This window comes from Humibacter sp. (assembly GCF_035547335.1).
GTDB lineage: Bacteria > Actinomycetota > Actinomycetes > Actinomycetales > Microbacteriaceae > Humibacter.
Window position 1 is genome coordinate 1 of the sequence record NZ_DASZVF010000080.1, and the last position, 25,703, is coordinate 25,703.

Genomic DNA, 25,703 nt, shown 5'->3' on the forward strand with positions numbered 1-25,703 from the left:
AGGCGGGAGAGAGCAGAGCATGGAGTTCACGGACGGTGACGTCATCGACGGCGTCCACTACCACCAGTTCGACATCGTCATCGTGGGCGCCGGCGGCGCCGGCATGCGCGCGGCGATCGAGGCGGGGCCCAAGGCGAAGACCGCCGTCATCACGAAGCTCTACCCGACGCGCTCCCACACGGGAGCGGCGCAGGGCGGCATGGCCGCCGCGCTGTCGAACGTCGAAGAGGACAACTGGGAGTGGCACACCTACGACACCGTCAAGGGCGGTGACTACCTCGTCGACCAGGATGCGGCGGAGATCCTCGCCAAGGAGGCGATCGACGCGGTCATCGACCTCGAGAACATGGGCCTGCCGTTCAACCGCACGCCTGAGGGCAAGATCGACCAGCGACGCTTCGGCGGCCACACCCGCGACCACGGCAAGGCGGCCGTGCGCCGCGCCTGCTACGCGGCCGACCGCACGGGGCACATGATCCTGCAGACGCTGTTCCAGAACTGCGTCAAGCTCGGCATCAACTTCTTCAACGAGTTCTACGTGCTCGACCTGATCATGGGCGAGGTCGACGGGCAGCGGCGGCCGGCAGGCGTCGTGGCGTACGAGCTTGCGACGGGCGAGCTGCACGTCTTCCAGTCGAAGGCCGTGATCTTCGCCACCGGCGGCTTCGGCAAGATCTACAAGACGACCTCCAACGCGCACACCCTCACCGGCGACGGCGTCGGCATCGTCTGGCGCAAGCAGCTGCCGCTGGAAGACATGGAGTTCTTCCAGTTCCACCCGACGGGCCTGGCCGGCCTGGGCATCCTGCTCACCGAGGGTGCTCGCGGCGAAGGCGCGATCCTGCGCAACGGATCGGGCGAGCGCTTCATGGAGCGGTACGCGCCCACCATCAAGGACCTCGCGCCGCGCGACATCGTCGCGCGCAGCATGGTGCAGGAGGTTCTCGAGGGTCGCGGCGCCGGTCCGAACAAGGACTACGTGCTGCTGGACTGCACGCACCTCGGCGCAGAGGTGCTCGAGACCAAGCTGCCTGACATCACCGAGTTCGCTCGCACCTACCTGGGCGTCGATCCGGTCGTGGAGCCCGTTCCCGTGATGCCGACGGCGCACTACGCGATGGGCGGCATCCCGACCAACAACAACGCCGAGGTGCTGAGCGACAACACCACTGTCGTTCCCGGCCTCTACGCGGCCGGAGAGTGCGCGTGCGTCTCGGTGCATGGGTCGAACCGTCTGGGCACGAACTCGCTGCTGGACATCAACGTCTTCGGTAAGCGCAGCGGACGCAACGCCGTGGAGTACGTGAAGACGGCCGGCTTCGTGCCGCTCCCCGAGGACGCGGCTGCCGACGTTCGCACCATGCTCGACGGTCTGCGCAACTCGACGGGCACCGAGCGGATCGCCGCGATCCGCAAGGAGCTGCAGGACGAGATGGACCGCAACGCGCAGGTGTTCCGCACCGACGAGACGCTGGCGGCGGTGACCGAGACCATCCACCAGCTGCGCGAGCGCTACCGGAACGTGCAGGTGCAGGACAAGGGCAAGCGGTTCAACACCGATCTTCTCGAGGCCGTCGAGCTCGGCTTCCTGCTCGACCTCGCGGAGGTCGTCGTGTTCTCGGCCCGCAACCGCAAGGAGAGCCGCGGCGGCCACATGCGCGACGACTACCCCAAGCGCGACGACGAGAACTACATGAAGCACACCATGGCCTACCTCACCGGCGATCCGCACTCGTCGGATCCGGCAGACCACATCAAGCTCGACTGGAAACCCGTCGTGGTCACCCGTTACCAGCCGATGGAGAGGAAGTACTGATGTCCACCGCCGTCGCCGACGTGACCGAGGCGCCCGAGGAGTCGAAGGCAGCCGAGGCGCCCGAGCCGATCAAGTCCTTCATCGTGACGCTGATCATCCGCCGGTTCGACCCCGACGTGGACACCGAGCCGCACTGGGAGGACTTCGACGTCGAGATGTACCCGACCGACAGGGTGCTCGACGCGTTGCACAAGATCAAGTGGGAGCAGGACGGTTCGCTCACGTTCCGCCGCTCGTGCGCCCACGGCGTGTGCGGATCGGACGCCATGCGCATCAACGGCCGCAACCGCCTGGCCTGCAAGACCCTGATCAAGGATCTCGACGTGCAGAAGCCGATCTACGTGGAGGCCATCAAGGGCCTGCCGCTGGAGAAGGACCTCGTCGTCGACATGGAGCCGTTCTTCGCGTCCTACCGAGAGGTGCAGCCGTTCCTGCAGGCCAACTCCGCTCCGCCGGAGGGCAAGGAGCGCATCCAGTCCGTCGTCGACCGCGCGCGCTTCGACGACACGACCAAGTGCATCCTGTGCGCAGCGTGCACCTCGTCGTGCCCCGTGTTCTGGACCGACGGCCAGTACTTCGGCCCGGCGGCGATCGTCAACGCGCACCGGTTCATCTTCGACTCGCGCGACGACGCCGCGCAGGTGCGCCTCGACATCCTCAACGACAAGGAGGGCGTGTGGCGCTGCCGCACGACCTTCAACTGCACGGATGCCTGCCCCCGCGGCATCCAGGTCACGCAGGCGATCGCCGAGGTCAAGCAGGCGATCATGCGAGGTCGCCCCTAGTCGCCGCAGTCGCCTGCCGCGCTGGGCCGCACTTTTCACGATGTGCCGTACGGAAAACCTGCTTTCCGTACGGCACATCGTGCATTCTGCGGTCTGGCGTCAGGCGGGTTGAGAAGTCGGCGGGCGAGAACGCCGCACCCGGGAAGACCGCAGGCGAGAACACTCCGCGCAAGAGTGCGCTGGGACGCCGCCGCCGGAGCGTCGGCGCCGGAAGCTGGTCAGTACCAGAAGCTCAGCGTCGGTGCCTCGTCTGACCGGAACGCCGCATCCAAGCGTGCGGTGGCGCCGGCGGTGAACTCGGCGATGCGGCCGGCGCGCGCGAGCGTCGACGTGCGCCAGGCGCCGAGGTAGAGCGCGGAGAGCGTCGAGACGTCCATCGCCAGGTCGGGTGCGGCATCCGTCTTCTCGACCTCCGCGGAGCCGTCGGCGCGCACGTCGATCCGATACGTGCCCGCCGCGAAGCCCAGGCGGTCATGGATGCGCACCGTCAGCCATCCGGGACGGCCGTACGTGCGTGCCCGCAGGGCCGCGGGCACGTCGAGGATGCGCAGCCAGTGGTGGTCGCGCAGCACGACGGTCGCCGCGCGCTGGTCGCGGATCATCCAGAGCACGGGCTCGTCGGCGGCGGCGACCTCGTTCTTCACGGTGCCCACCAGGTCGAGCTCGATCAGGAACCGCCAGATCGCCGCGTAAGCGTCGTCGGTCGCGGCGCGCAGGTAGCGGATGTCGACGGTGTGCTTCGAGAAGTCGGCGGGGTCGGCCTTGAGCGAGTAGACGACGAACCCCTGCGGGGTGCCGTCGCCGTCGTCGTAGCGCACGGCACGCAGCGACCGCTTCTTGTCCCGGTCGCCGAGCACTCCGGCGAGGCGGCCCCACAGGAAGTCGTCCGTGGTGAAGTCGCCCGGCGTGGCGAGGCGCGCGCGATCGACGATGTCCCGACACGTGTCGCGGATGGTCTCCAGCGAGACGAACGCCACGCGTCCGTCACCGCGCGCGCCCGTCGGTACCGCGTCGGATGTCGCACGCGCCCAACCGGCGCGCTTCGTGTCGATCACGAGATCGGCCGTCTGGGTGGCGGGGCCGAATCCGTAGCGCTCGTAGATGGTCGCCTCCGACACCGTCAGCGAGGCCATCGGCACGCCGGCGGATGCCGCGGTGCGCAGCTCGCCCTCGAGCAGAGCGCGGGCGACGCCACGCCGACGGTGGGTCGGGGCGACCGTCACCGAGCTGACGGCCCAGGAATCCACGGTCGCGCGGCCGGGCACGGTGAGCTCCCCCACCCACGTGGAGACCGTGGCGACGGGCACGTCGGGCTCCGGGATGGCGTCGTCCCACACGCCGACGATGCGGCGCTGCGCGGTGTGCCGCACGTGGTCGTCGATCGTCTCCGCGTCGGGGCGCCGATCATGGAAACCGCGATAGTCCGCCTCGTCCCACGCGGCCATCGCATCGCGGTTCGTGCCGTCGACCAGCCCGAGACGCAGCCCTTCGGCCGCGAGCGCGTCGGAAGAGGTGGCGTCGAGGGGAAGTTGCGTCGAATCCATCCCCTCAGACTATGGGGACGCAGACGCTCGTGCGGTCAGGCGAACGCTTCGGCCACGACGCCGCGCGATGCAGCGGCGCTGGTCTGGGCGAGACTGCGAAGCGCCAGCTCGCGGGCCTGGGCGAGCGTCACCCTGGCCAGCGCAGCGCGCACATCGGCGAGCGCGCCCGGTGACATCGAGAGGTCCTCAGCCCCGAGCCCCACCAGCACGACGGCCATGAGGGGATCGGATGCCGCCTCTCCGCACACCCCGACCGGCTTGCCCGACGCCCTCCCCGCGTCGCCGACCAGCTTCACCAGTCGCAGCACGGCGGGGTGCCACGCGTCCTGGTACTGCGCCACCGATCCGAGCATCCGGTCCGCCGCGAGCGTGTACTGGGTGAGGTCGTTCGTGCCGATGCTGACGAAATCGCACAGTGGGACGACCTGGTCGGCCAGCACGGCGGCAGACGGCACCTCGACCGTGACGCCGACCGTGCTCAGGCCGAGCGAACGCGCCACGTCGATGAAATACACGGTCTCAGCCACGTCGGCGACCATGGGAGCCATCACCCAGAGGTCAGCTCCGGTGTCACGCTGCGCTGCCGCCAGCGCCGTGAGCTGGTCGCGGAGCACGTCCTCGTGCTCGCGAAGCGCTCGGATGCCTCGCCGCCCGAGCGCTGGATTCTCCTCGTGCGTGTGGCCGAGGAAGGCCAGCTGCTTGTCGGCGCCGGCATCCAGAACGCGCACGACCACCTTGCGTCCGCTGAACGCCGCCATGAGGTCGCGATAGCGGGAGCGCTGCAGCTCGACGGGCGGCGCCTTGCGCGCATCCAGATAGAGGAACTCGGTGCGGAACAGCCCGACTCCCTCAGCGCCGAGCGCGACGGCGGGAGCTGCCTCCTCCGGCGAGCCGACGTTGGCCAACAGCGGCACGGGGGTGCCGTCGGCGAGCGCGCCGGGGGTCAGCGGGCGCGGGGCGACGACGGTGCCGCCGCGCTGCGCCGCCTCTGCGACGGCCACGGGGTCGGGGTCGACGATGACCTGCCCGTGCTCGGCGTCGACGATCACGGTCTGCCCGTTGACGATGACATCGCTGCCCGACGCGCCGACGACGGCCACGAGGTTCTTGTTGCGGGCGAGGATGGCGGTGTGTGACGACGTGCTGCCATCGCGTGTCACGACCCCCAGCACCTTGCCGAGGTCGAGCGTCGCGGTGTCGGCCGGCGCCAGATCGTGGGCGACGAGCACGAACGGGGCGTCGGACTGCGGCACGGTGGGGAGGGCGACACCGCGCAGCCTCGCGATGACGCGGCGGGCCACGTCGCGCACGTCGGCTCCCCTCGCCGCCGGGTTGTCACCGAGGCCCTCCAGCACCTGCGCGTACTGCTCGTACGCCTCGAACACGGCTCGCTCGGCCGTCTTGCCGTCGCCGATACGCTGCTGGATGTCGTCGACCACTGCCGGGTCCTGCGCCATCAGCGACTGGGCCTCGAGGATCTCCTCCGCGTCGCCACCCGCCTTGCGTCCGAGCTCGACCAGCTCACCCGTGACGGCTTCCAGCGAAGACTGCGCCCTGCGATACTCGTCGACCGCCTCGGCCTGCGACTCCACGTCTTCGGGCTCGTCGATCGGGTCCGGCATGCGCAGGGCGGGGCCGACGGCGATTCCGTGGCCTACGCCGATGCCCGCGATCTGGGTCGACACGGCCACCAGCCTATGCCGCTGAGCGCGTGAGCCGGAACCGGGGCATATCCAGGTCGGTGTCCACGGACAGCACCGCCGGACACCGGCGGAACGACGGCCGCACCCGGTCGCGGGCGCGACGCCCGCCGAGGCGACGCGAGCTTCGGCTCACGGCCGACGACGAGACGTGCGCGCTGTGCCTCCCGCGCCCGCGTCGCCCGTAGGCTGATGCCGTGGCGCGGCGGAACGCGAAGTCGACGGATGCCTCTCCCCTGGTCGGTCACGACGGCACCGGCGCAGGGGCACGGGCATCCGCTGCCGCGCACGACGAGGCGGCCGACGGTCGCATCGACCGGCTGCGAACCGAGGCCGTGCATGAGCGCGAAGAGCTCACGGAACGTTTCGAGGAGATCGCCGATCCGCTGCGGGACAGACTGGTCGGACCGGTGCGACGCGTGAACCGCTGGTGGCGCTGGGTGAGCAACCTCAAGCCGTACCGGGTCTGGATCCAGTTCTCGCACCACGACGGCAACCTGCGCACGGCAGGCATGTCGTACCAGTCGCTGTTCGCCATCTTCGCGGCGCTGTGGGTCGGTTTCTCGATCGCCGGCTACTGGCTGACCAGCAACAAGCAGCTCTTCGGTGCGCTCGTCGACATCATCAACGACGCCGTGCCCGGCCTGATCGCGGCGGGCGGCAAGGAGGGCGTCATCAGCCAGGAGACGCTGCAGTCGCTCGGCACGACGTTCGGGTGGACGAGCATCATCGCCCTGATCGGCCTGCTCTGGACCGCCGTCGCCTGGCTGTACTACACCCGCCAGGCGGTGCGCGCGATGTTCTCCCTCGAGCGCGACGAACGCAACTACGTGCTGCAGAAGATCACCGACCTCGGCCTTGCCGTGGTGTTCGGGGTGGTGCTCATCGTGTCGGCATCCGTGTCGGTGCTGACCACAGAGGCGATCACGTTCGTGCTCGGCCTCTTCGGCATCGGCGGCGGCTCGTTCTGGGAGAACCTCCTCGCCAGGGTGATCGGGTTCGCCATCTCGGTTGCCCTCAACTACTTCGTTCTCGTGTCGATGTACCGCGTGCTGTCGCGCGTGGTGATCCCCTGGCGGTTCCTCGTGCTCGGCCCGCTGCTCGGTGCCATCGCCATCAGCGGGTTGAGCGTGCTCGGCGGTCTGCTGATCGGCGGCGCCACCCGCAATCCCCTGCTGGCGACCTTCGCCGTGTTCGTCGGGCTTCTGCTCTGGTTCAACATGATCTGCAGGATGATCCTGCTCGCCGCGGCCTGGATCGCCGTCGGGATGTTCGACAGCGGCATCGAGCCGCGCCGTCGCACCGCCGAGCAGATCGCCTATGAGAAGGCGATGGCCGAACGGTCGGCCCGCCTGCTCGTCGCGCGCACGGCGGTGGACGACGCGGAGCGCGCCGCTGCACGCGCTCACGGGCTCTCGAGATGGTTCGCCAATCGCACGCTGCGGGACGCCAGGAAGGAGCTGGACGACGTTCTCCGGGAGCCGGAGCCGTCTCCGCCGAAGAAGCGCAGCTGGTGGACCGATCCGAGCCCGTCGCCGGTCCGCTCCCGCGCAGAGGATGTCGGCCGCCGCCACTAACCTTGACGCATGCCTTCGTCCCGCCGCACGCTCCGCATCGCCACGGTCAACGTCAACGGTGTGAGGGCCGCGTTCCGTCGCGGCATGGGCGCGTGGCTCGACGGGCGAGGCGTCGACATCCTGGCTCTCCAGGAGGTGCGAGCGTCCACCGACGACCTCGTCGAGCTGCTCGGCCAGGAGTGGGACGTGCTGCACGACGCGGCGACGGCGAAGGGACGTGCCGGCGTCGCCCTCGCCAGCCGCGGCAAGGCATCCATTCACCGGGTGGAGCTGGGCGAAGTGGACTTCGACACCGCGGGGCGCTGGCTCGAGGCGGACTACGAGGTCGACGGCAGCATCGTCACCGTGGTGAGCGCGTACGTGCCCTCTGGCGAGGCGGGCACCGAGAAGCAGGTCTACAAGTACCGGTTCCTCGACGCCATGGATGCCCGTATGAAGGCCCTGCCCCAGCACAGCGAGCTCGCGGCCGTGATGGGCGACCTGAACGTCGGCCACCGCACGCTCGACATCAAGAACTGGAAGGGCAACGTGAAGCGCGCCGGATTCCTGCCGGAAGAGCGTGCCTACTTCGACAAGCTCATGGGCGCGGAAAGCGACGAGCACTACAACGACGGCGCAGGCTACGGCTGGATCGACATCGGTCGCAAGCAGGCGGGCGAGGTGGACGGCCCGTACACCTGGTGGAGCTGGCGTGGCAAGGCGTTCGACAACGACACCGGCTGGCGCATCGACTACCAGCTCGCCACGCAGAAGCTGGCCGAGAAAGTGGTCGACTACCAGGTCGACAGAGCGCCGTCATACGCCGAGCGATGGTCGGATCACACGCCCGTCGTCGTCGACTACGCGCTCTGACGTCCTCGTCGGCGGCACCCTTCTCCTCCTCACTTCAGCTTCAGAACACCTGCTCCAGAAAGACCGACAGATGACCAAGCCACGCCTCTTCTCCGGCATCCAGCCGTCGAGCGACTCGTTGCACCTCGGCAACTACATCGGGGCGCTGCTGCAGTGGCGCGAGCTGCAGGACTCGCACGACGCCTTCTTCTGCATCGTCGACCTGCACGCCATCACCGTCCCCCAGGATGCGAAGGAGCTCGCGGAGAAGACGCGGGGTCTCGCGGCGCAGTACATCGCCGCCGGCATCGATCCGACCGCATCCACCCTGTTCGTCCAGTCGCACGTGCCGGCGCACGCCGAGCTCACCTGGGTGCTGAACACCATCACCGGGTTCGGCGAAGCCGCGCGCATGACGCAGTTCAAGGACAAGTCGTCGCGGTTCGGCACGGATGCCGCCAGCGTCGGGCTGTTCACCTACCCGATGCTCATGGCGGCGGACATCCTGCTCTACGACGCGGTCGACGTTCCGGTCGGCGACGACCAGCGGCAGCACGTGGAGCTGACGCGCGACCTGGCCGAGCGCTTCAACTCGCGGTTCGGCGACACGTTCGTCGTGCCGCGCGCGATCATCCAGAAGGAGAGCGCGCGCATCTACGACCTGCAGAATCCGACGTCGAAGATGTCGAAGTCCGCCGAGTCGCCTGCCGGCCTCATCCTGCTGCTCGACGAGCCGAGCGTGACGCGCAAGAAGATCATGCGGGCGGTCACCGACACCGACACCGTCGTTCGCTTCGACCGCGGCGAGAAGCCGGGGGTCTCCAACCTGCTGGCGATCTACGCGGCTCTCAGCGGACAGACCATCGAGGCCGTCGCCGGCGAGTACGAGGGACGAGGCTACGGCGATCTGAAGAAGGGTCTGGCCGACGTCGTGATCGGCGAGTTCGAGCCCGTGCGGGCCCGGGCTCTGGAGCTGCTGGACGACCCGGCGGAGCTAGACCGGGTGCTGACCGCCAACGCGGACCGCGCGTCGGAGGTGGCGGAGGCGACGCTGGCGAGGGCGTACGACGCCGTGGGATTCCTGCGGCGGGTGCGGCCCTGAGCACGGGTTCCATGCGACCGCGTGTGCTCGACGTCTGGCACCCCGAGGTGGGCTCCCCTCGCCGCGCGCCGCACTCGGTCGCGCCCGTGCGGCTGCTTGTGGGGGCGCGATGAGCGTCATCCATGCCGTGCTGTTCGACCTCGACGACACGCTCTTCGCCCACCGCGACGCCGTGACCGACGGACTCGTGTCGCATCTGCGCTCGCTCGGGCATCCGTACGACATCACCGATCAGGCAGCGGAGCTCGCCGCCTGGCGTGAGCTGGAGGAGCACCACTACCACCGCTATCTGCGCGGCGAGGTGCCGTCCGACGGCCAGCGGGCCGACCGGGCCCGGGACTACGCGGCACGCCACGGGGTCGCGCTGACTCCGGACGAGGCCCTGGAGTGGTGGTCGGCGTTCTTTGCCCATTACCAGGAGCACTGGCGCCTGCACGAGGATGCGCTGCCGTGCCTCGACGAGCTGCAGCGGCGCATCCCCGGCGTGCGGTTCGGCATCATCACCAACGGCGAGCTCGACTATCAGCTGCGCAAGATCGACGCCGTGGGCCTGGGCGATCGATTCGACACCGTGGTGGCCTCGGGCGCCGTCGGCGTGACGAAGCCCGACACCAGGATCTTCCGCCTCGCCTGCGACAGGCTCGGAGTACGGCCGGATCAGACGGTGTACGTCGGAGACCGGCTGGGGACGGATGCCGTCGGCGCCGCCCATGCCGGGCTGACGGGCGTGTGGCTCGACCGGCACAACACAGCGGTGTCGGCCGAGGAACGCGATGCGGCAGAACAGCTGGGCGTGGTGCGCATCACCGCGCTCGATGAGCTGGTGACGGCTCTCCTGGCCTGACGTCTCCCGCGGTGCGGCGCCCGCCGCTACCCGCCAGCGCCCGAGCCTGTCGACGGCGAAACCGGCGTACGACCAGGAGCGGCGGGCTCTCCAGAGGAATCGCGGACAAGGGACACTGAGGCATCCGGAGCAGCCGCAGACATCGCTGCAACCCGCGCGAAGACGACGCCAGGTGACACGGGAATACGACGCCGACGCGCGCGTTGATACGCTGTAGAAAGTGCTCCGGGGTCGGTGAGAGTCCGAACCGGCGGTGATAGTCCGCGAACCGAGTCGTTCGTTTGTGCTCATGCCCAGCGCCTGCAGGCGCCGGGCTCGGCAGAGGCGTACGGGGAGGCCGAGCCGGTGGAATTCCGGCACCGACGGTGATGGTGCATTCGGCTTCGGTCGAAGCGTCAGAGTCCGGATGGGAGGCAGCACGCGCGCGGATGCGTCAGGCATCCGTGCCGTCGGCATGTACCGACAAACCCCGGGGTCCGCCCGCTCGTCGAGACGACGAGCGGAAGTACAGGACAGACGGGGATCGGATGATCGACACGGGGTTCGAAGCGCCCATGCGGCGCGCCCTCGAGTTGGCGGCGCGCGGGCCGGCGGCCGGCGTGAATCCGCGGGTAGGCTGCGTCATCCTCTCCCCCACCGGCGAGACCATCGCGGAGGGCTGGCACCGTGGTGCCGGCACCGCTCACGCCGAGGTCGACGCGCTGTCGAAGCTGGCGCCCGGAGAGGCGGCGGAAGCAACGGCCGTCGTGTCCCTCGAGCCGTGCAACCACACCGGACGCACGGGTCCGTGCAGCGAGGCGCTGATCGCGGCGGGAGTCGCCCGCGTGGTGTACGCGGTGGACGATCCCGGGCACGCCTCGCACGGCGGTGCCGACCGGCTCCGCGAAGCGGGCGTCGAGGTGATCCCCGGGGTCGAAGCCGAAGCGGCAGGCGACTTCCTCAGCGACTGGCTGACGGCCGCCCGCCTTGGCCGCCCGTACGTGACGCTGAAGTGGGCGAGCAGCCTCGACGGCCGGACGGCAGCGGCCGACGGCAGCAGCAGATGGATCACGGGGGCAGCTGCGCGCCGCCGGGTGCACGACGATCGGGCGGCATCCGACGCGATCATCGTCGCAACCGGCACAGTGCTGGCCGACGACCCCAGCCTCACCGCCCGCGACGAGGCCGGCGGGCTTCTCGCACACCAGCCCCTGCCCGTCGTGATCGGCGACCGCGAGGTGCCGCAGGATGCCGCGGTGCGGCGCCACCCGAACCCACCGCTCTTCCTGCCCGGCCACGACCTCGCCGCCGCGCTGGTCGACCTGCGCGACCGTGGAGTCCGGACCGCGTACGTGGAGGCGGGACCCGTGCTCTCCGACGCCCTCCTGCGCGCAGGGCTCGTGGACGAGCTGCACGTGTACCTGGCGCCCACCCTTCTCGGCGGTCCTCGCACGGCGACGACCGACCTCGGCGTCGGCACCATCGCCCAGCAGCGGCGGCTCCGCCTGCAACGAGTCGAGCGGGTGGACGACGACGTGCTGCTCGTCGCACTCGATCCGACGGCGCGTCACCTGAACCCGTGGCCGCCCGACAGCACGGTCGCCGGCACCACCCCTGCCGGCACCACCCCTGCCGACAGCACACAGACCTCTCAGACGATCCAGCAAGGAGCATGAGGATGTTCACCGGAATCATCGAAGAACTCGGCGAGGTCATCGCCATCGAGCGCGGCGCCGACGCGGCTCGGATCACCGTACGTGGGCCCCTCGTGGTGCAGGACGCGAAGCACGGCGACTCGATCGCGGTCAGCGGCGTCTGCCTCACCGTCGTCGACCAGAGCGCCGACTCCTTCACCGCCGACGTGATGGCCGAGACCCTTGCGGTCAGCACGCTCGACGAGGCGGCGGCAGGCGTGCGAGTGAACCTCGAGCGCGCGGCGCAGGTCGGCGACCGCCTCGGCGGCCACATCGTGCAGGGCCACGTCGACAGCATCGCCACGGTGCTCGCCGTGACGCCGGGCGAGGCATGGCGCGTCGTCCGCTTCAGCCTCTCCCCCGAGATCGCGTCGCTCGTCACCCGCAAGGGCTCGATCGCCGTCGACGGCGTCTCGCTCACGGTCTCCGCGGTGAGCGCTGCGGATGCCGCGCAGCAGTGGTTCGAGGTCTCCCTCATTCCGGAGACCCTTGTGGCCACCACCCTGGGAAGCCTCGAGATGGGCGACCGCGTGAACGTCGAGACGGACATCCTGGCCAGGCACGTCGAGCGGATGCTCGCGCTGGAGCAGGCAACGCCGAGGCACCGATTCTCCGACGAGAGGAGTGAAGCATGACGCTCGCGACCATCCCCGAAGCACTCGACTCGCTACGCGCCGGACGACCGGTCCTGGTGGCCGACAACGAGAGCCGGGAGAACGAGGGCGACGTGATCCTGGCCGCCGAGACGGCGTCGCAGGAGTGGATCGCCTGGACCGTGCGGCACACGTCGGGGTTCGTGTGCGCTCCGATGACGAATGAGCTCGCCGACCGGCTCGAACTGCCCGTCATGGTGGTCGACAACGAGGACTCCCGGGGCACGAACTACACCATCACGGTGGATGCTGCCGATCGTCTCTCGACCGGCATCAGCGCCGCCGACCGTGCGCACACGCTGCGCGTGCTCGCCGACCCGTCGTCGACGGCCCGCAGCCTGCACCGCCCAGGCCACATCGTGCCGCTTCGCGCGGTGGACGGCGGAGTGCGTGAGCGCGACGGTCACACCGAGGCCGCCGTCGACCTGCTGAAGCTCGCGGGCATGACCCCGGTCGGCGCGATCGCCGAGGTGGTGGCCGACGACGGCGAGATGATGCGGCTGCCCGAGCTCATCGAGTTCGGCGCCAGGGAGAGCGTCCCGGTGATCACGATCGAGGCGCTCATCGAGTATCTCGAGGAGTTCCACGGCGGCGGGCTGCAGGAGCCGGTCGCCGAGGTCCCGGAGAGCTCGCGGGTGATCTTCGAGGTCGAGACCACGGTGCCGACCACGCACGGGCCGTTCCGCATGCGCGCCTACCGTGACCGCATGACGGGCGCCGATCACGTCGCCATCATCGCCGGCACGCCAGGCGCATCCGGATCGCTCGTCCGCGTGCACTCCGAGTGCCTGACGGGCGAGGCGTTCGGCTCACTGAAATGCGAATGCGGACCGCAGCTGGATGCCGCACTCGACACCATCCAGCACGACGGCGGCGTCGTCATCTACCTGCGCGGCCACGAGGGCAGAGGCATCGGCCTGATCAACAAGCTGCGTGCCTACCGGCTGCAGGAGGACGGGCTCGACACCCTCGACGCGAACCTCGCGCTCGGGCTGCCGATCGACGCGCGCGACTACGGCGCGGCGTCCGCGATCCTCAACGATCTCGGCATCCGCTCGGTGCGGCTTCTGACGAACAACCCCGACAAGGTGAAGCAGCTCACCGAGCACGGCGTCACGGTGGAAGAGCGCGTGCCGCTCATCGTCGGCCTCGGCGCGCTCAACGAGCAGTACCTCGCCACGAAGCGCGATCGCCTCGGCCACCTGCTTCCGGCGACGGGGCTTTCCGGTGAGAGCGGCTCGGCGAGCGACCTCGCCGACCTGCCGGAGCTGGACGACGAGTTCGAGCAGGATGCCGCTGCCGGCTCCGACGACGAGCTCATCGCGCATCACGTGGCCGCACCCGCCGTTGTCGCAAGCGGCGACGGTCCAGAGCCCGAGACCATCCACCCGACAACCGAGGAGAAAGGCGCGACCCGATGAGCGGAGCCGGCGCACCGGACCACGACACGCTGAACGGCACGGGACTGCGGGTGGTGGTCGTGGCAGGAACGTGGCACGAGACCATCACAGAGGGTCTCATCGCGGGAGCCGAGCGCGAGCTGGCGGCATCCGGCGCCGACTGGAGGCTCGTGCGCGTTCCCGGCAGCTTCGAACTGCCCGTGGTGAGCAAAGTCGCGCTGGATGCCGGCGCCGACGCCGTGGTCGCCCTGGGCGTGATCATCCGCGGCGGCACTCCGCACTTCGAGTACGTGTCGTCGGCCGCGACGGACGGCCTCACCCGTGTGGCGCTCGACACGGGCAAGCCGGTGGGATTCGGGGTGCTCACGCTCGACGACGAGCAGCAGGGGCTCGATCGCGCCGGGCTGCCGGGATCCAAGGAGGACAAGGGGGCGGAGGCCGCGCACGCGGCGCTCGCCACGGCGATCACACTGCGAGACCTCCGCAGCGCCTGACCGCTCTGCAGGGTCGACGGGAGCCGGTTGTCAGCGCCGCATGAGCGCGACGACCGGCTCCCGGCGTACCTGGACCGTGCAAGGAACGTGCCGGATCGCGAAAGAACCGCCGTTGCCGGCGGACTTCCGCGGTGCGGCGCCCGGCCGACCGTAGGCTGTGCCCGTGAGCAGAGCACGCAAAGCCGCACTCTGGATCGGCGGAGCGCTCGTCGCGGTGGCCATCGTCGTCGCGATCGTCATCGTCGTCGTCAGGCCAGGGCCCTGGACCGGCACGATCACCTCGGTCACCTACCGCCAGTCGCAGGCCGTGCCCGGCTTCGACGACTCGCCGAAGACGACGACCGACCCGCAGCAACTGGATGCGCTCACCGCGGTGCTGCGCGATGACGGCTGGCACCCGGGTGCGTCGGTCGTCGAGGTCAGGCCAGGATGCGCAGGCGGCGTCACGACCGGCCTTCAGCTCACGCTCGGCGACGGCACGAAGACGATGCTGCAGACCTATTCCTGCGGCAGGGACAACTCCCGCCTGACCACGGATGTGACGAACCTCGTGTCGGGATGGCGCAAATCGCAGTGAGGCGGCACGTCGGGCGAGCTTCGCCTGTTACGGCTTCCAGACCATGAGCACGACGACCGCGAGCAGGAACAGGCTGGCCACGCCGCTCGTGCCCGAGATGATGCCGTAGCCCGCGGCCTTCTCGGGCGCCTCGCCGACCGCGGAGGGGTCTTCGACCTCGACGGCTTCCTCGCCCTCCAGGTTGTCCGCCGCGCGACGCATGGCCGGCACCACGACGAACAGCGTGAGCGCCAGGGCCACGACGTAGAACACGATGGACAGCCAGATCCACGTCGATGCGATGGTCGTGTGGTACTTCGGGTCCGACAGCCCCATGGCGCCGAAGCCGAAGAAGACCACGATCAGCGACAGCAGGCTGAAGATGTTGGTCGACCTCGCGAGCGTGCGCACCTGTCCGGGGGATCCGGCGCGGATCGCCCTGAGCGCGGTCATCGGGAGGATGGCCATCGGGCCGACGATGAAGACCGCCGCCGCCACGTGCAGAATGTCGAAGATCACGCTAGCCACGTTCATCCCGCCAGCCTATTGAGGTTTGGGTGCAAGCCCGCGCGCGCGTCCGGTCAGTCGAGGAACAGCGCGCGAAGACGCCGCGTAGTCAGGATCATGCCGAGCACGGCCATCACCGCGAGGTACAGCACGTGCCACAGGATTCCCACAGTGACGGCGCCCGTGGTGAGCGAGCGGACGAGCTCGACGCTCTGCCACAGCGGCAGCGCCTGGATGATCACCTGCACGGCAGGCGGGTAGACCGACAACGGGTAGAACGTCGCCGACAGCAAGAAGAGGGGCAGCATCACGAAGTTGATGATGTCCATCTGCTGGAACGACTTCATGTAGCTCGTGATCCCCATGCCGAAGCTGGCGAACGCGAACGCCACGAGCAGCACGGCGGGGAGCGCCAGCAACGCCCACCAGGAGAGGTTGAGCCCCACCAGCTGCATGACGATCATGAACGCGATCGCGTAGCCGGCGCCCCTGAGGAGAGCGAGCGAGATCTCGCCGAACGCGACGTCGAGCGGGCCGAGCGAGGTGGCGAGCATCCCCTCGTAGAGCCGCGCGAACCGGATCTTGAAGAACACGTTCCACGTGGAGTCATACACCGCGCCGTTCATGGCCGCGGTCGCGAGCAGAGCGGGCGCGATGAACGCCGCGTAGGGGATCTGCCTGCCGTCTCCCGCCGTCACCGTGCCGACGAACGTGCCGAGCCCGACGCCCAGCGAGAGCAGGTAGAAGACCGGCTCGAACACGCCGGAGAGCACGACCAGCCAGTTGGTCGACTTGGTCGCCAGCCAGCCCCGGTACACGACGGAGCGCGCATTGCCCGCGTAGAGCGATCCCGCCGGCCTGCGGCGAGCGGATGCCTGCACCGAAGACCGCACCTCGACCTCGGTCATGTGTACAGCCTCCGCCGAGCGATGCGACGTGCCACCAGCCAGCCCGGCACGAACAGCGCGAACAGGTAGACCACGTGCACGACGACCAGCCAGAGCGGCTCGTGCGCGCCGTACGACACGATCCTGGCGAGCTGGGTGCCGTGCCAGATGGGCGAGAGCCAGCCGATCCACTGCAGGTAGATCGGCATCGTGGCGAGCGGGAAGAACGTGCCGGAGAAGAGCGTCAGCGGCAGCAGCACGAAGCGCATGAGCATGGCGATCTGGCCGGTGTCGGTCTGGATGGTGGCGACGTACGCCATGATCGGCGTGCCGAACGCGAGACCGACCAGCGTCGCGACGAACACGCCGAGGAATGCCGTGCCTGCCGGGGTGGCGCCGAACAGCATCATGAACAGCCAGTACAGAACGCTGGACGCGAGCAGGCGCACAACGGCCGAGATGACCATGCCGTCGATGATCTGACCAGGCGTGATGGGCGACGAGCTGATGCCGAGGAACGTGGGGTTCCACTTGAAGCCGAGAAGGACCGGGTACGTGAACTCCTCGGATGCCACGGTCACGGCGGCCGTGCAGAGCAGCGCGGGCGCGACGAACTGCAGGTAGCTGACCCCGTCGACCGCGTGTGGACCCAGGTTCGCACTGACGAGCGCACCGAGGCCGACGCCCATCGCGAACAGGTACAGCAGCGGCGTCCCGACGGCGCCGATCAGCACCGTGGAAACGTAGGAGCGCATCACCCGCAGCCGGTGCTCCGCCACGTACCAGGCGCCGAAGCGCCGCGGTTTGGCCGCACTGCGCACGAGCGACGTCTGCGCGGCGGTGTCGATGGAGGTCATTCGATCAAGGACCTTCCAGCGCGCTGGAGCTCAAAGCGACGGTCATTTCTGACCGTCGCCGCGACGCCAGCGCCGACGACCGTCCCGGCCGGCGGAGGAAATGCGACGGTCATTCGATCAGAGACCTTCCTGTCAGCCGCAAGAACACGTCCTCCAAGCTGGAGCGTCGCACGAGCGAGGTGAGCGGGTGGATGCCGGCATCCGTCAGGCGCGCGAGCTCCGCCTCGCCGTCGGCCGTGTACACGAGCACGCGGTCGGGAAGCGCTTCGACGCGGTCGCCGGCATCCTTGAGGCGTTCCGCCATCTCCGCGTTGCGGTCCGCGCCGAATCGCAGCTCGAGCACCTCGCGCGTCGAGTACTCCCTGATCAGCGACGCCGGTGTTCCTTCCGCCATGATCGTGCCCTTGTCGACCACGATGAGCCGATCGCAGAGCTGTTCGGCCTCGTCCATGTAGTGGGTCGTGAGCACGAGCGTCGTGCCCTCCTCCTTGAGCCGGAACAGGCGGTCCCAGAGGATGTGACGTGCCTGCGGATCGAGGCCGGTCGTCGGCTCGTCGAGCAGCAGGATGCGCGGGTCGTTCATGAGCCCGCGCGCGATCGTCAGCCGGCGCTTCATGCCTCCGGAGAGGTCGGTCACCTTCGCCTTCGCCTTGTCCTGCAGCTGCGCGAAGGCGAGCAGGTCATCCGCTTTTGATCGCACCTTCGCCATCGGCAGTCCGAAGTACCTGCCGTAGACGATGAGGTTCTCGCGCACGCGGAGCTCCTCGTCGAGGTTGTCGGACTGCGGCACGACACCGAGCTGCGACCTGATCTCAGGGCCGAAGCCGTCGGGGTCGAGCTCTAGGATCTCCAGCCGTCCGCTTGTGCGGGTGGAGACGGCGCCGATCATGCGCATCGTCGTCGACTTGCCTGCGCCGTTCGGTCCGAGCAGGCCGAACGACTCCCCCTGCGCGACCTCGAACGAGATCCCTCCGACGGCCGTGACCTCCCCGTACTGCTTGACGAGGTCTGATGCGACGATCACCGGCGAAGACACGATCACCAACGTAACCCCGACGGGTGACATTCGCCGATGGTCGCGGCCTCGCCCGCGCTCGCGGAGGAGTGGAGCATCCGGACCTGTCGCGACGCCATCTGGGCCGCTCGCGCTGCACGGATGCCCTGGCTCGGCTATCAGGCGGCGTTGATAGCCTGCCGCACGCATCCCCTCGCGGCTTTCCCCTGGAGTCCTCATGAGTTCACCCGCGTCAGCACGTCGTCCGTTCGGGCGCCCGCAGAAGGACGACGGCCCACGGGCCACGTTCTCGCAGCTGCTGCCCTACATCTTCGAGCACAGGGCGTCGATGACCGTGGTCATCGTGCTCAGCGTGCTGGGCGCCGCTGCGAGTCTCGCGCAGCCGCTGCTCGTCAGCCAGGTGATCGGCATCGTGCAGAACGGCAAGGCCCTCGGCGCCCTGGTGTGGGCGCTGGTGGCTCTCGTCGTGGTCTCCGGCCTCATCTCGGGCTACCAGCACTACCTGCTGCAGCGCACAGGCGAGAGCGTCGTGCTCTCCTCGCGCCGACGTCTCGTCGCTCGCATGCTCAACCTGCCGATCAGCCAGTTCGACGCACGGCGCACGGGCGACCTGGTGTCCCGGGTGGGCAGCGACACGACGCTGCTGCGCGCCGTGCTCACGCAGGGGCTCGTCGAGGCCATCGGAGGGGCGCTCACGTTCATCGGGGCGCTCATCGCGATGCTCGTCATCGATCCGGTGCTGCTCGGGCTGACCGTGCTCGTCATCGCCGTGTCGATCGCGGTCGTCGTGCTGCTCTCCGGTCGCATCCGCGTTGCCAGCCGCAAGGCTCAGGAGCGGGTCGGCGACCTGGCGGCATCCGTCGAGCGGGCGATCAGCTCCGTGCGCACCATCAGGGCGGCAGGCGCCACCCAGCGCGAGATCGAGGGCGTCGACAAGGATGCGACGGCCGCGTACCGCATGGGTGTGAAGGTCGCGAAGATCTCGGCTCTCGTCGTCCCAGTGGCCGGCATCGCCATGCAGGTGAGTTTCCTCGTCGTTCTCGGCGTGGGCGGATACCGCGTCGCCAGCGGCGCCATCACCGTGGCGAGCCTCGTGGCGTTCATCCTGTTCCTGTTCATGATGATCCTGCCGCTCGGTCAGGCGTTCGGAGCGTTCACCTCGGTGAACTCCGCGCTGGGAGCGCTCGGACGCATCCAGGAGATCATCGATCTGCCGAGCGAAGACGCGTCCGATCTGCCCGTCGAGAGCCGCGCGGTCATGGTCGGGCCGGCCAACGCCACGGTGAATCCGGATGCCCCGGCCATCGCCTTCCAGGACGTGCGGTTCTCCTACCCCGAGGGCTCGCCCGCCGCGCAGGCGTCCGACGACGACGGGCCTGCGCCCCAGACTGCGGAAGCGCAGACCGCGGAAGCGGCGCTCGAGGCATTCGAGGGCCGGGACGTCGTCGCTGAGGCGGAGGCGCTGGCGGGGGGAAGCCGAACGGATGTCGTGGTCAACGGTCTGACGGCATCCGATTCGGCCACCGTCGAGGAGGGTGTGCTGCACGGCGTGACGTTCGCAGCGCCGCGTGGCAAGCGCACGGCTCTCGTCGGCCCATCGGGAGCCGGCAAGAGCACGATCCTCGCCCTGATCGAGCGGTTCTACGATCCGGCGGCGGGTGTGATCACGATGGGTGGGCTCGACATCCGCACGCTGGATCGCCGCGACCTGCGCGCCCAGATCGGATACGTGGAGCAGGACGCCCCCGTGCTGGCCGGATCGATCAGGGACAACCTGACCCTGGCCTCGCCCGAGGCGACGGACCAGCAGTGCATCGACGTGCTGCACACCGTGAACCTCACCGAGGTGCTCGAACGCAGCCCGCTCGGGCTCGAGGCGCCGGTCGGCGAAGACGGCGTGATGCTCTCCGGAGGCGAACGCCAGCGGCTCGCGATCGCGAGAGCCCTGCTGGCTGCGCCGCCCATCCTTCTGCTCGACGAGTCCACGTCGAGCCTCGACGGACGCAACGAGCAGCTCATGCGCGAGGCCATCGACGCGGTCGCGGAGAACCGCACCCTGATCGTGATTGCGCACCGGCTGTCGACGGTCGTCGACTCCGATCAGATCGTCGTGCTCGACAAGGGCCGTGTGGTCGGCGTCGGCACCCACTCGGGGCTCGTGGAGTCCACGCCGCTCTATCGTGAGCTGGCGAAGCACCAGCTGCTGGTGTGAGGAACCCGATAGGGTCTCCGTCGAGTGGAGGGTCGATGAACACAGGCACGACGTCGGGATCCCAGCGATTGCTGGAGGCTCTTGCTCTGACCTCCGAGCACGTCGGCACGACAGCCACCGACCGGCTCACCGCGGCACACGACGCCTCCCACTACCGGCTGCTGCCGCAGGCGGTCGCCATCGCCCGCGATGCCGGCCAGGTGGGTGGCATCCTCGCCGCCTGTCAGGCCGACGGCGTTCCGGTGACGTTCCGCTCTGGCGGCACGAGCCTCTCCGGTCAGGCTGGCGGCGAGGGTGTCGTCATCGACACCCGGCGGCACTTCCGCACGGTGCGTGTGCTGGATGACGGTGAGCGGGTGCGCACGCAGCCCGGTGCGACGGTGCGTTCCGTCAACACCCGGCTCGCCCGGCACGGCCGCAGGCTGGGGCCCGACCCAGCGAGCGAGATCGCCTGCACCGTCGGCGGTGTCATCGCCAACAACTCGAGCGGGATGTCGTGCGGCATCCACGCGAACACCTACCGCACACTGGAGAGCGCTGTGCTCGTTCTCCCGAGCGGCACGATCATCGACACGTCGGCCGCCGACGCGGCCGAGACGTTGCGGTCGCGGGAGCCACGGATCGACGCCGGCCTGCGCGAGCTCCGGGACAGAGTGCGCGGGAACCCGGAGTCGGTCGCGACGCTCCGCCGCCTGCACTCCATCAAGAACACGATGGGCTACGGGCTCAACTCGTTCCTGGACCACGACGAGCCCGTCGACATCCTCGAACACCTCGTGATCGGCTCCGAGGGCACGCTCGCCTTCGTCGCCGAGGCCACGTTCCGCACCGTTCCGGTTCTGCCGCACGCGGCGACGGGACTGCTCGTTTTCCCGTCGCTCGCGGATGCCACGGCATCGCTGCCCGCGCTCGTCGCCGCGGGGTTCGCGACCATCGAACTGCTCGACGCCGCCTCTCTCCGGGTGGCGCAACTGGACCCCGAGGCGCCGGCCGAGTTGCGCGATCTCGCCGTGGTCGACCATGCTGCGCTGCTCGTCGAATACCAGGAACAGACGGCCGACGCGCTCGCGGCACGGCTGCTCGAGGCGCCCGGCGTGTTCGCCGGACTCCGTCTCGACCGCCCCGCAGAGCTCACCGTCGATCCGTCGGCGCGGGCCGACCTCTGGCACATCCGCAAGGGTCTCTACACGGCGGTGGCAGGAGCGAGGCCGTCGGGCACGACGGCACTGCTGGAGGACATCGCCGTTCCCGTCGAGCGGCTCAACGAGACCTGCACCAGGCTCATCGAGCTGTTCGACGAGCACGGCTATGAGGGGTCGGTCATCTTCGGGCACGCGAAAGACGGCAACATCCACTTCCTCGTGAACGAGCGCTTCGACGGCCCCGCCGCCGTCGACCGCTATCGGGCCTTCACGGAGCAGATGGTCGACCTCGTGCTGTCGCAGGGTGGAACGCTCAAGGCCGAGCACGGCACGGGCCGCATCATGGCGCCATTCGTGCGACGCCAGTACGGCGACGAGCTGTACGAGGTGATGTGGGAGCTGAAGCGACTCGTCGACCCCGGGATGCTGCTCAATCCCGGCGTGCTGCTCACCGACGACCAGGACTCCTACCTGAAGAACCTGAAGGTCGCGCCCACCGTCGAGGCCGAGGTCGATCGGTGCGTCGAGTGCGGGTACTGCGAGCCGGTGTGCCCGAGCAAAGACCTCACGCTCACCCCGAGAGAGCGCATCGTCATGCGCAGAGAGCTGGAGCGCGCGCGCGACGCCGGCGACGACGACCTGGTGCGCTCCATCCAGAACGAGTACCGCTACGACGGCGTGCAGACGTGCGCGGTCGACGGCATGTGCCAGACCGCGTGTCCCGTGCTGATCAATACGGGAGATCTCGTCCGCAGGCTGCGCGCCGAGGCGAACGGCCCGGCCGAGCAAGTCCCGTGGTCGGCGGCCGCGAAGCACTGGGGCGCCACCTCGCGCGCCGGCGGCGTGGCGCTGTCCGTCGCCAAGTCCATGCCGGCCGCGCTGCCGAAGCTCGCGACGCGGGTGGGACGAGCCGTGCTCGGTGCCGAGACCGTTCCGCTGTACTCCGCCGAGCTTCCCGGAGGCGGCAAGCAGCGCCGGCCGATCGCGGCGGACAATCCGGTCGCGGTCTACTTTCCGAGCTGCACGAACACGATGTTCGGACCGGTCGGCGCAGATGGCGTCTCGGAGTCGTTCCTGCGGCTGTGCGAGCGGGCGGGCGTGACGGTGACGACGCCCGAGGGCATCCCCTCTCTGTGCTGCGGAACGCCGTGGAAGTCGAAGGGTCTCACCGAGGGCTACGCCGAGATGACCGAACGCGTCGTCGCCACACTGATGGAGGCGACGGATGCCGGGAGGCTGCCCGTCGTGTGCGACGCGTCCTCCTGCAGCGAAGGTCTCGAGGTGATGCTGCAGGCGGCGTCGGCGGCCGGCATCCGGGTCGTGGATGCCGTGCAGTTCGTGGACGAACACGTGCTGGCAGCGCTTCCCGCCGGCTCCAAGGTGGAATCACTCACGGTGCACCCGACGTGCTCGTCCACCCGCATCGGCGCCAACCCCGCACTGCTGCGGGTGGCGGAGGCGGCTGCGCACAGCGTGGCGGTTCCGGAGGACTGGGGCTGCTGCGCGTTCGCCGGCGACCGCGGGATGCTGCATCCCGAACTCACCGCGAGCGCGACGGCACCGGAGGCCGCCGAGGTGGCAGCACTCGGGAGTGTCGAGCACGCGTCGCTGAACCGCACGTGCGAGCTCGGCATGACGCGCGCCACAGGACGCGAGTACCGGCACGTGCTCCAGGTGCTCGACGAGGCGACCGCGACCCGCTGAGCGCGGCGGGTGTGCCCGGGTTTCGACAGGCTCAACCCGCGGTAGGGCCCGCCGAGACCGCCGGTTGAGCTCGTCGCAACGGCCCCCAGTGCCCGGTTTCGACAGGCTCAACCCTCGACCGGTGCCGCAGACACCGCCGGTTGAGCTCGTCGAAACCGCCCCCAGTGGGTTTTGACAGGCTCAACCCGCGGTCGGCCGTCGGTTGCGGTCAGTGCCGCAGGCGGTACCGCAACGACTCCAGCTCAGCAGTGAGCGCCGGAGGCACCCGGCCGCCGAAGCGTGCGAAGAAGTCCTCGGTCAGATCGCACTCCGCCAGCCACGCAGCGCGATCGATCTCGAAGAGCTGGTCGAGCGCATCCGGCTCCAGTCCCAGCCCCTCGACGTTCAGGGATGCCCGCGCCGGCACGCGCCCCACACTCTCGTCCACCGCCGATGCCGTGCCCTCCAGTCGTCCGACGATCCACGCCAGCACTCGCATGTTCTCGGCGAACCCGGGCCAGAGGAACTCGCCATCCCTCCCCCTGCGGAACCAGTTCACCTGGAACACCGCCGGCGCGTCAGCCCCGAGCCGCTCCCCGATGCTCAGCCAGTGCGCCCAGTGGTCGGCCATGTTGTAGCCGCAGAACGGCAGCATGGCGAACGGATCGCGGCGCAGCTCGCCGACGGTGCCCTCCGCTGCCGCCGTGCGCTCCGACGCGATCGTGGCGCCGAGGAACACGCCGTGCTTCCAGTCCCTCGCTTGCATCACCAGCGGAACGTTCGTGGCCCGGCGGCCGCCGAAGACGATCGCATCGATCGGAACGCCGTCCGGGTCCTCCCAGTCGTCAGCGATGGTCGGGCACTGCTCGGCGGGAACCGTGAAGCGCGAGTTCGGATGCGCCGCCGTTCGACCCGACGCGGGCGTCCAGTCCTCGCCGCGCCAGTCGATCAGGTGGGCGGGCGGCTCGTCGGTCAGCCCCTCCCACCACACATCGCCGTCGTCGCGCAGCGCGACATTGGTGAAGATGGTGTTGCCCCATAGCGTCTCCACGGCCGAGCGGTTCGTCGACTCGCCCGTGCCAGGGGCGACGCCGAAGAATCCGCGCTCCGGGTTGATCGCGCGGAGCCGGCCGTCGGCATCCGGTTTCAGCCAGGCGATGTCGTCGCCGATGGTCTCGACCGTCCAGCCGTCCAGCTGCGAGCGCAGCATCGCCAGATTGGTCTTGCCGCACGCCGAGGGGAACGCCGCAGCAAGGTGATGGCTTCTGCCTGCCGGCGAGGTGACCTTGATGATGAGCATGTGCTCGGCGAGCCAGCCCTCCTCGCGCGCGGCCTGCGACGCGATGCGCAGCGCAAAGCACTTCTTGCCGAGGAGCGCGTTGCCGCCGTACCCCGAGCCGTACGACCACACCTCGCGCTCCTGCGGGAAGTGCGCGATGTACTTCGTCTCGTTGCACGGCCAGGCGACTTCGGGCCGCGCGACGCCGTCGGCATCCACGAGAGGATACCCCACGCTGTGCACGGTGCGCACCCACGGCCGTCCCTGCTCGATGAGGTCGAGCGCGCCGCGGCCCATCCTCGTCATGATGCCCATGGAGACCACGACGTACGGCGAGTCGGTGAGCTCGACGCCGAGCTGCGAGATCGCGCCTCCCAGCGGGCCCATCGAGAACGGCACCACGTACATCGTGCGGCCCCGCATGCTGCCGTCGAAGACCTCGGACAGCTCCGCGTGCATCTCCGTAGGGTCGCGCCAGTTGTTGGTCGGGCCGGCGTCCTCCTCCCGCTCGGAGCAGATGAACGTACGCGCCTCCACCCTCGCCACGTCCCGAGGATCCGTGCGAGCGAGATAGCTGCCCGGACGCCACTCGGGATTGAGCTTGATGAGCTGCCCGTTCGCGACCTGGAGGCGGAACAGCCTGTCGGCTTCCGCGCGGGAGCCGTCGCACCAGACGATCTCGTCCGGCTTGGTCAGCTCGGCCACCTCGGCCACCCACTCGGCGAGCGCGGCATCCGCCGTCCCCGTCACGGCACTGCCTAATGGCCGGGACCCGTTCGTCGAGACAGCCCGTGCGGCATCGGGCAGAGGCAGGGTGGTGGAGAAGAAAGCCGGACGGACGCCGGTGCCCTCGGCATCCGTCCGGCTGGTCTGTGCGGCGGCACGTGTGGTCGCGGGGTACCGCTGCGCCCTCTCCGTCTGCGCTCGCTCGGCCTCGGTCCTCTCCCCCTGAGTCGCCCTCGGCTGCGCAGACTTCGACTGCCCTGGCTTCGGTCTCTGGATGATCGTCATGCCCGCCCGTCCTCACCTCGTCGTCGCGTCGTCGTTCGGTGGTCGCTCGGCGCATCCGCCGCTTCGCGCTGCATCGCGCCCGCCGTCCTCTTCACCTTCGCGCGACTTCCGGCACTCGGCACCGCACTGCAGCCG

Annotated in this window: 20 protein-coding genes; 13 read left to right on the plus strand and 7 right to left on the minus strand. The window is 69.4% G+C overall.

The window, feature by feature from the left end:
* The first annotated feature begins 19 nt into the window (after nt 1–19).
* The gene (gene sdhA / locus VHB92_RS15970) at nt 20–1,816 is read left to right on the plus strand and encodes a succinate dehydrogenase flavoprotein subunit (protein WP_325454813.1); all 1,797 of its coding nucleotides are present in this window, start codon (nt 20–22) and stop codon (nt 1,814–1,816) included.
* Nucleotides 1,816–2,601, plus strand: a complete 786-nt coding sequence (locus tag VHB92_RS15975; protein WP_325454760.1) for a succinate dehydrogenase iron-sulfur subunit — start codon at nt 1,816–1,818, stop codon at nt 2,599–2,601. The genes sdhA and VHB92_RS15975 overlap by 1 nt, the downstream gene beginning before the upstream one ends.
* A gap of 218 nt (nt 2,602–2,819) precedes the next feature.
* On the opposite strand, the gene VHB92_RS15980 is transcribed toward VHB92_RS15975, so the two are convergent.
* Nucleotides 2,820–4,145 carry a GNAT family N-acetyltransferase gene (locus tag VHB92_RS15980; protein WP_325454761.1) on the minus strand — a complete coding sequence of 442 codons (1,326 nt, stop codon included), beginning with the start codon at nt 4,143–4,145 and terminating at the stop codon, nt 2,820–2,822.
* A gap of 35 nt (nt 4,146–4,180) precedes the next feature.
* Nucleotides 4,181–5,836: a phosphoenolpyruvate--protein phosphotransferase gene (gene ptsP, locus VHB92_RS15985; protein ID WP_325454762.1), complete on the minus strand. Its 1,656-nt coding sequence runs from the start codon at nt 5,834–5,836 to the stop codon at nt 4,181–4,183.
* A gap of 206 nt (nt 5,837–6,042) precedes the next feature.
* On the opposite strand from ptsP, the gene VHB92_RS15990 reads away from it, so the two are divergent.
* From VHB92_RS15990 to VHB92_RS16030, 9 genes are all read left to right on the plus strand, one after another.
* Entirely contained in the window at nt 6,043–7,422 is a 1,380-nt protein-coding gene (locus VHB92_RS15990; RefSeq protein ID WP_325454763.1) for a YihY/virulence factor BrkB family protein, read from the plus strand.
* 9 nt (nt 7,423–7,431) lie between these two features.
* Nucleotides 7,432–8,274 (plus strand): exodeoxyribonuclease III, encoded by an 843-nt coding sequence (locus tag VHB92_RS15995; RefSeq protein WP_325454764.1) that lies wholly within the window; start codon nt 7,432–7,434, stop codon nt 8,272–8,274.
* A 70-nt stretch (nt 8,275–8,344) separates the two neighbouring features.
* Nucleotides 8,345–9,355: a tryptophan--tRNA ligase gene (gene trpS / locus VHB92_RS16000; protein WP_325454765.1), complete on the plus strand. Its 1,011-nt coding sequence runs from the start codon at nt 8,345–8,347 to the stop codon at nt 9,353–9,355.
* A gap of 109 nt (nt 9,356–9,464) precedes the next feature.
* Entirely contained in the window at nt 9,465–10,199 is a 735-nt protein-coding gene (locus tag VHB92_RS16005; protein WP_325454766.1) for an HAD family hydrolase, read from the plus strand.
* 527 nt (nt 10,200–10,726) lie between these two features.
* Nucleotides 10,727–11,854, plus strand: a complete 1,128-nt coding sequence (gene ribD / locus VHB92_RS16010; protein WP_325454767.1) for a bifunctional diaminohydroxyphosphoribosylaminopyrimidine deaminase/5-amino-6-(5-phosphoribosylamino)uracil reductase RibD — start codon at nt 10,727–10,729, stop codon at nt 11,852–11,854.
* A gap of 2 nt (nt 11,855–11,856) precedes the next feature.
* Nucleotides 11,857–12,507: a riboflavin synthase gene (locus tag VHB92_RS16015; protein WP_325454768.1), complete on the plus strand. Its 651-nt coding sequence runs from the start codon at nt 11,857–11,859 to the stop codon at nt 12,505–12,507.
* Nucleotides 12,504–13,946: a GTP cyclohydrolase II gene (gene ribA / locus VHB92_RS16020; RefSeq protein WP_325454769.1), complete on the plus strand. Its 1,443-nt coding sequence runs from the start codon at nt 12,504–12,506 to the stop codon at nt 13,944–13,946. Before VHB92_RS16015 ends, ribA begins: the two co-directional genes overlap by 4 nt.
* Entirely contained in the window at nt 13,943–14,419 is a 477-nt protein-coding gene (ribH, locus tag VHB92_RS16025) for a 6,7-dimethyl-8-ribityllumazine synthase (RefSeq protein WP_325454770.1), read from the plus strand. The genes ribA and ribH overlap by 4 nt, the downstream gene beginning before the upstream one ends.
* 163 nt (nt 14,420–14,582) lie before the next feature.
* Complete coding sequence (locus tag VHB92_RS16030) at nt 14,583–14,996, plus strand: hypothetical protein (protein WP_325454771.1); 414 nt, start codon at nt 14,583–14,585, stop codon at nt 14,994–14,996.
* 27 nt (nt 14,997–15,023) lie between these two features.
* Here the strand turns inward: VHB92_RS16030 and VHB92_RS16035 are convergent, their stop codons facing one another.
* From VHB92_RS16035 to VHB92_RS16050, 4 genes are all read right to left on the minus strand, one after another.
* On the minus strand, nt 15,024–15,509 hold the full coding sequence (locus tag VHB92_RS16035) for a DUF2269 family protein (RefSeq protein WP_325454772.1): 486 nt from the start codon (nt 15,507–15,509) through the stop codon (nt 15,024–15,026).
* A gap of 47 nt (nt 15,510–15,556) precedes the next feature.
* A complete protein-coding gene (locus VHB92_RS16040; protein WP_325454773.1) occupies nt 15,557–16,390 on the minus strand; it encodes an ABC transporter permease in 834 nt (277 codons plus the stop codon).
* Nucleotides 16,387–17,226: an ABC transporter permease gene (locus VHB92_RS16045; RefSeq protein ID WP_325454774.1), complete on the minus strand. Its 840-nt coding sequence runs from the start codon at nt 17,224–17,226 to the stop codon at nt 16,387–16,389. The genes VHB92_RS16040 and VHB92_RS16045 overlap by 4 nt, the downstream gene beginning before the upstream one ends.
* A 109-nt stretch (nt 17,227–17,335) precedes the next feature.
* Nucleotides 17,336–18,262: an ABC transporter ATP-binding protein gene (locus tag VHB92_RS16050; RefSeq protein WP_325454775.1), complete on the minus strand. Its 927-nt coding sequence runs from the start codon at nt 18,260–18,262 to the stop codon at nt 17,336–17,338.
* A gap of 196 nt (nt 18,263–18,458) precedes the next feature.
* Between VHB92_RS16050 and VHB92_RS16055 the strand changes: the two genes are divergently transcribed.
* Together VHB92_RS16055 and VHB92_RS16060 are read left to right on the plus strand one after the other, a co-directional pair.
* Nucleotides 18,459–20,453 carry an ABC transporter ATP-binding protein gene (locus VHB92_RS16055; RefSeq protein ID WP_325454776.1) on the plus strand — a complete coding sequence of 665 codons (1,995 nt, stop codon included), beginning with the start codon at nt 18,459–18,461 and terminating at the stop codon, nt 20,451–20,453.
* Between the two features lie 35 nt (nt 20,454–20,488).
* Nucleotides 20,489–23,299, plus strand: coding sequence for an FAD-binding and (Fe-S)-binding domain-containing protein (locus VHB92_RS16060; RefSeq protein WP_325454777.1), 2,811 nt, complete (start codon nt 20,489–20,491; stop codon nt 23,297–23,299).
* A 208-nt stretch (nt 23,300–23,507) separates the two neighbouring features.
* Here VHB92_RS16060 and VHB92_RS16065 read toward each other — a convergent pair whose 3' ends face one another.
* Nucleotides 23,508–25,568 carry a phosphoenolpyruvate carboxykinase (GTP) gene (locus tag VHB92_RS16065; protein WP_325454778.1) on the minus strand — a complete coding sequence of 687 codons (2,061 nt, stop codon included), beginning with the start codon at nt 25,566–25,568 and terminating at the stop codon, nt 23,508–23,510.
* Nucleotides 25,569–25,703: the final 135 nt, after the last annotated feature.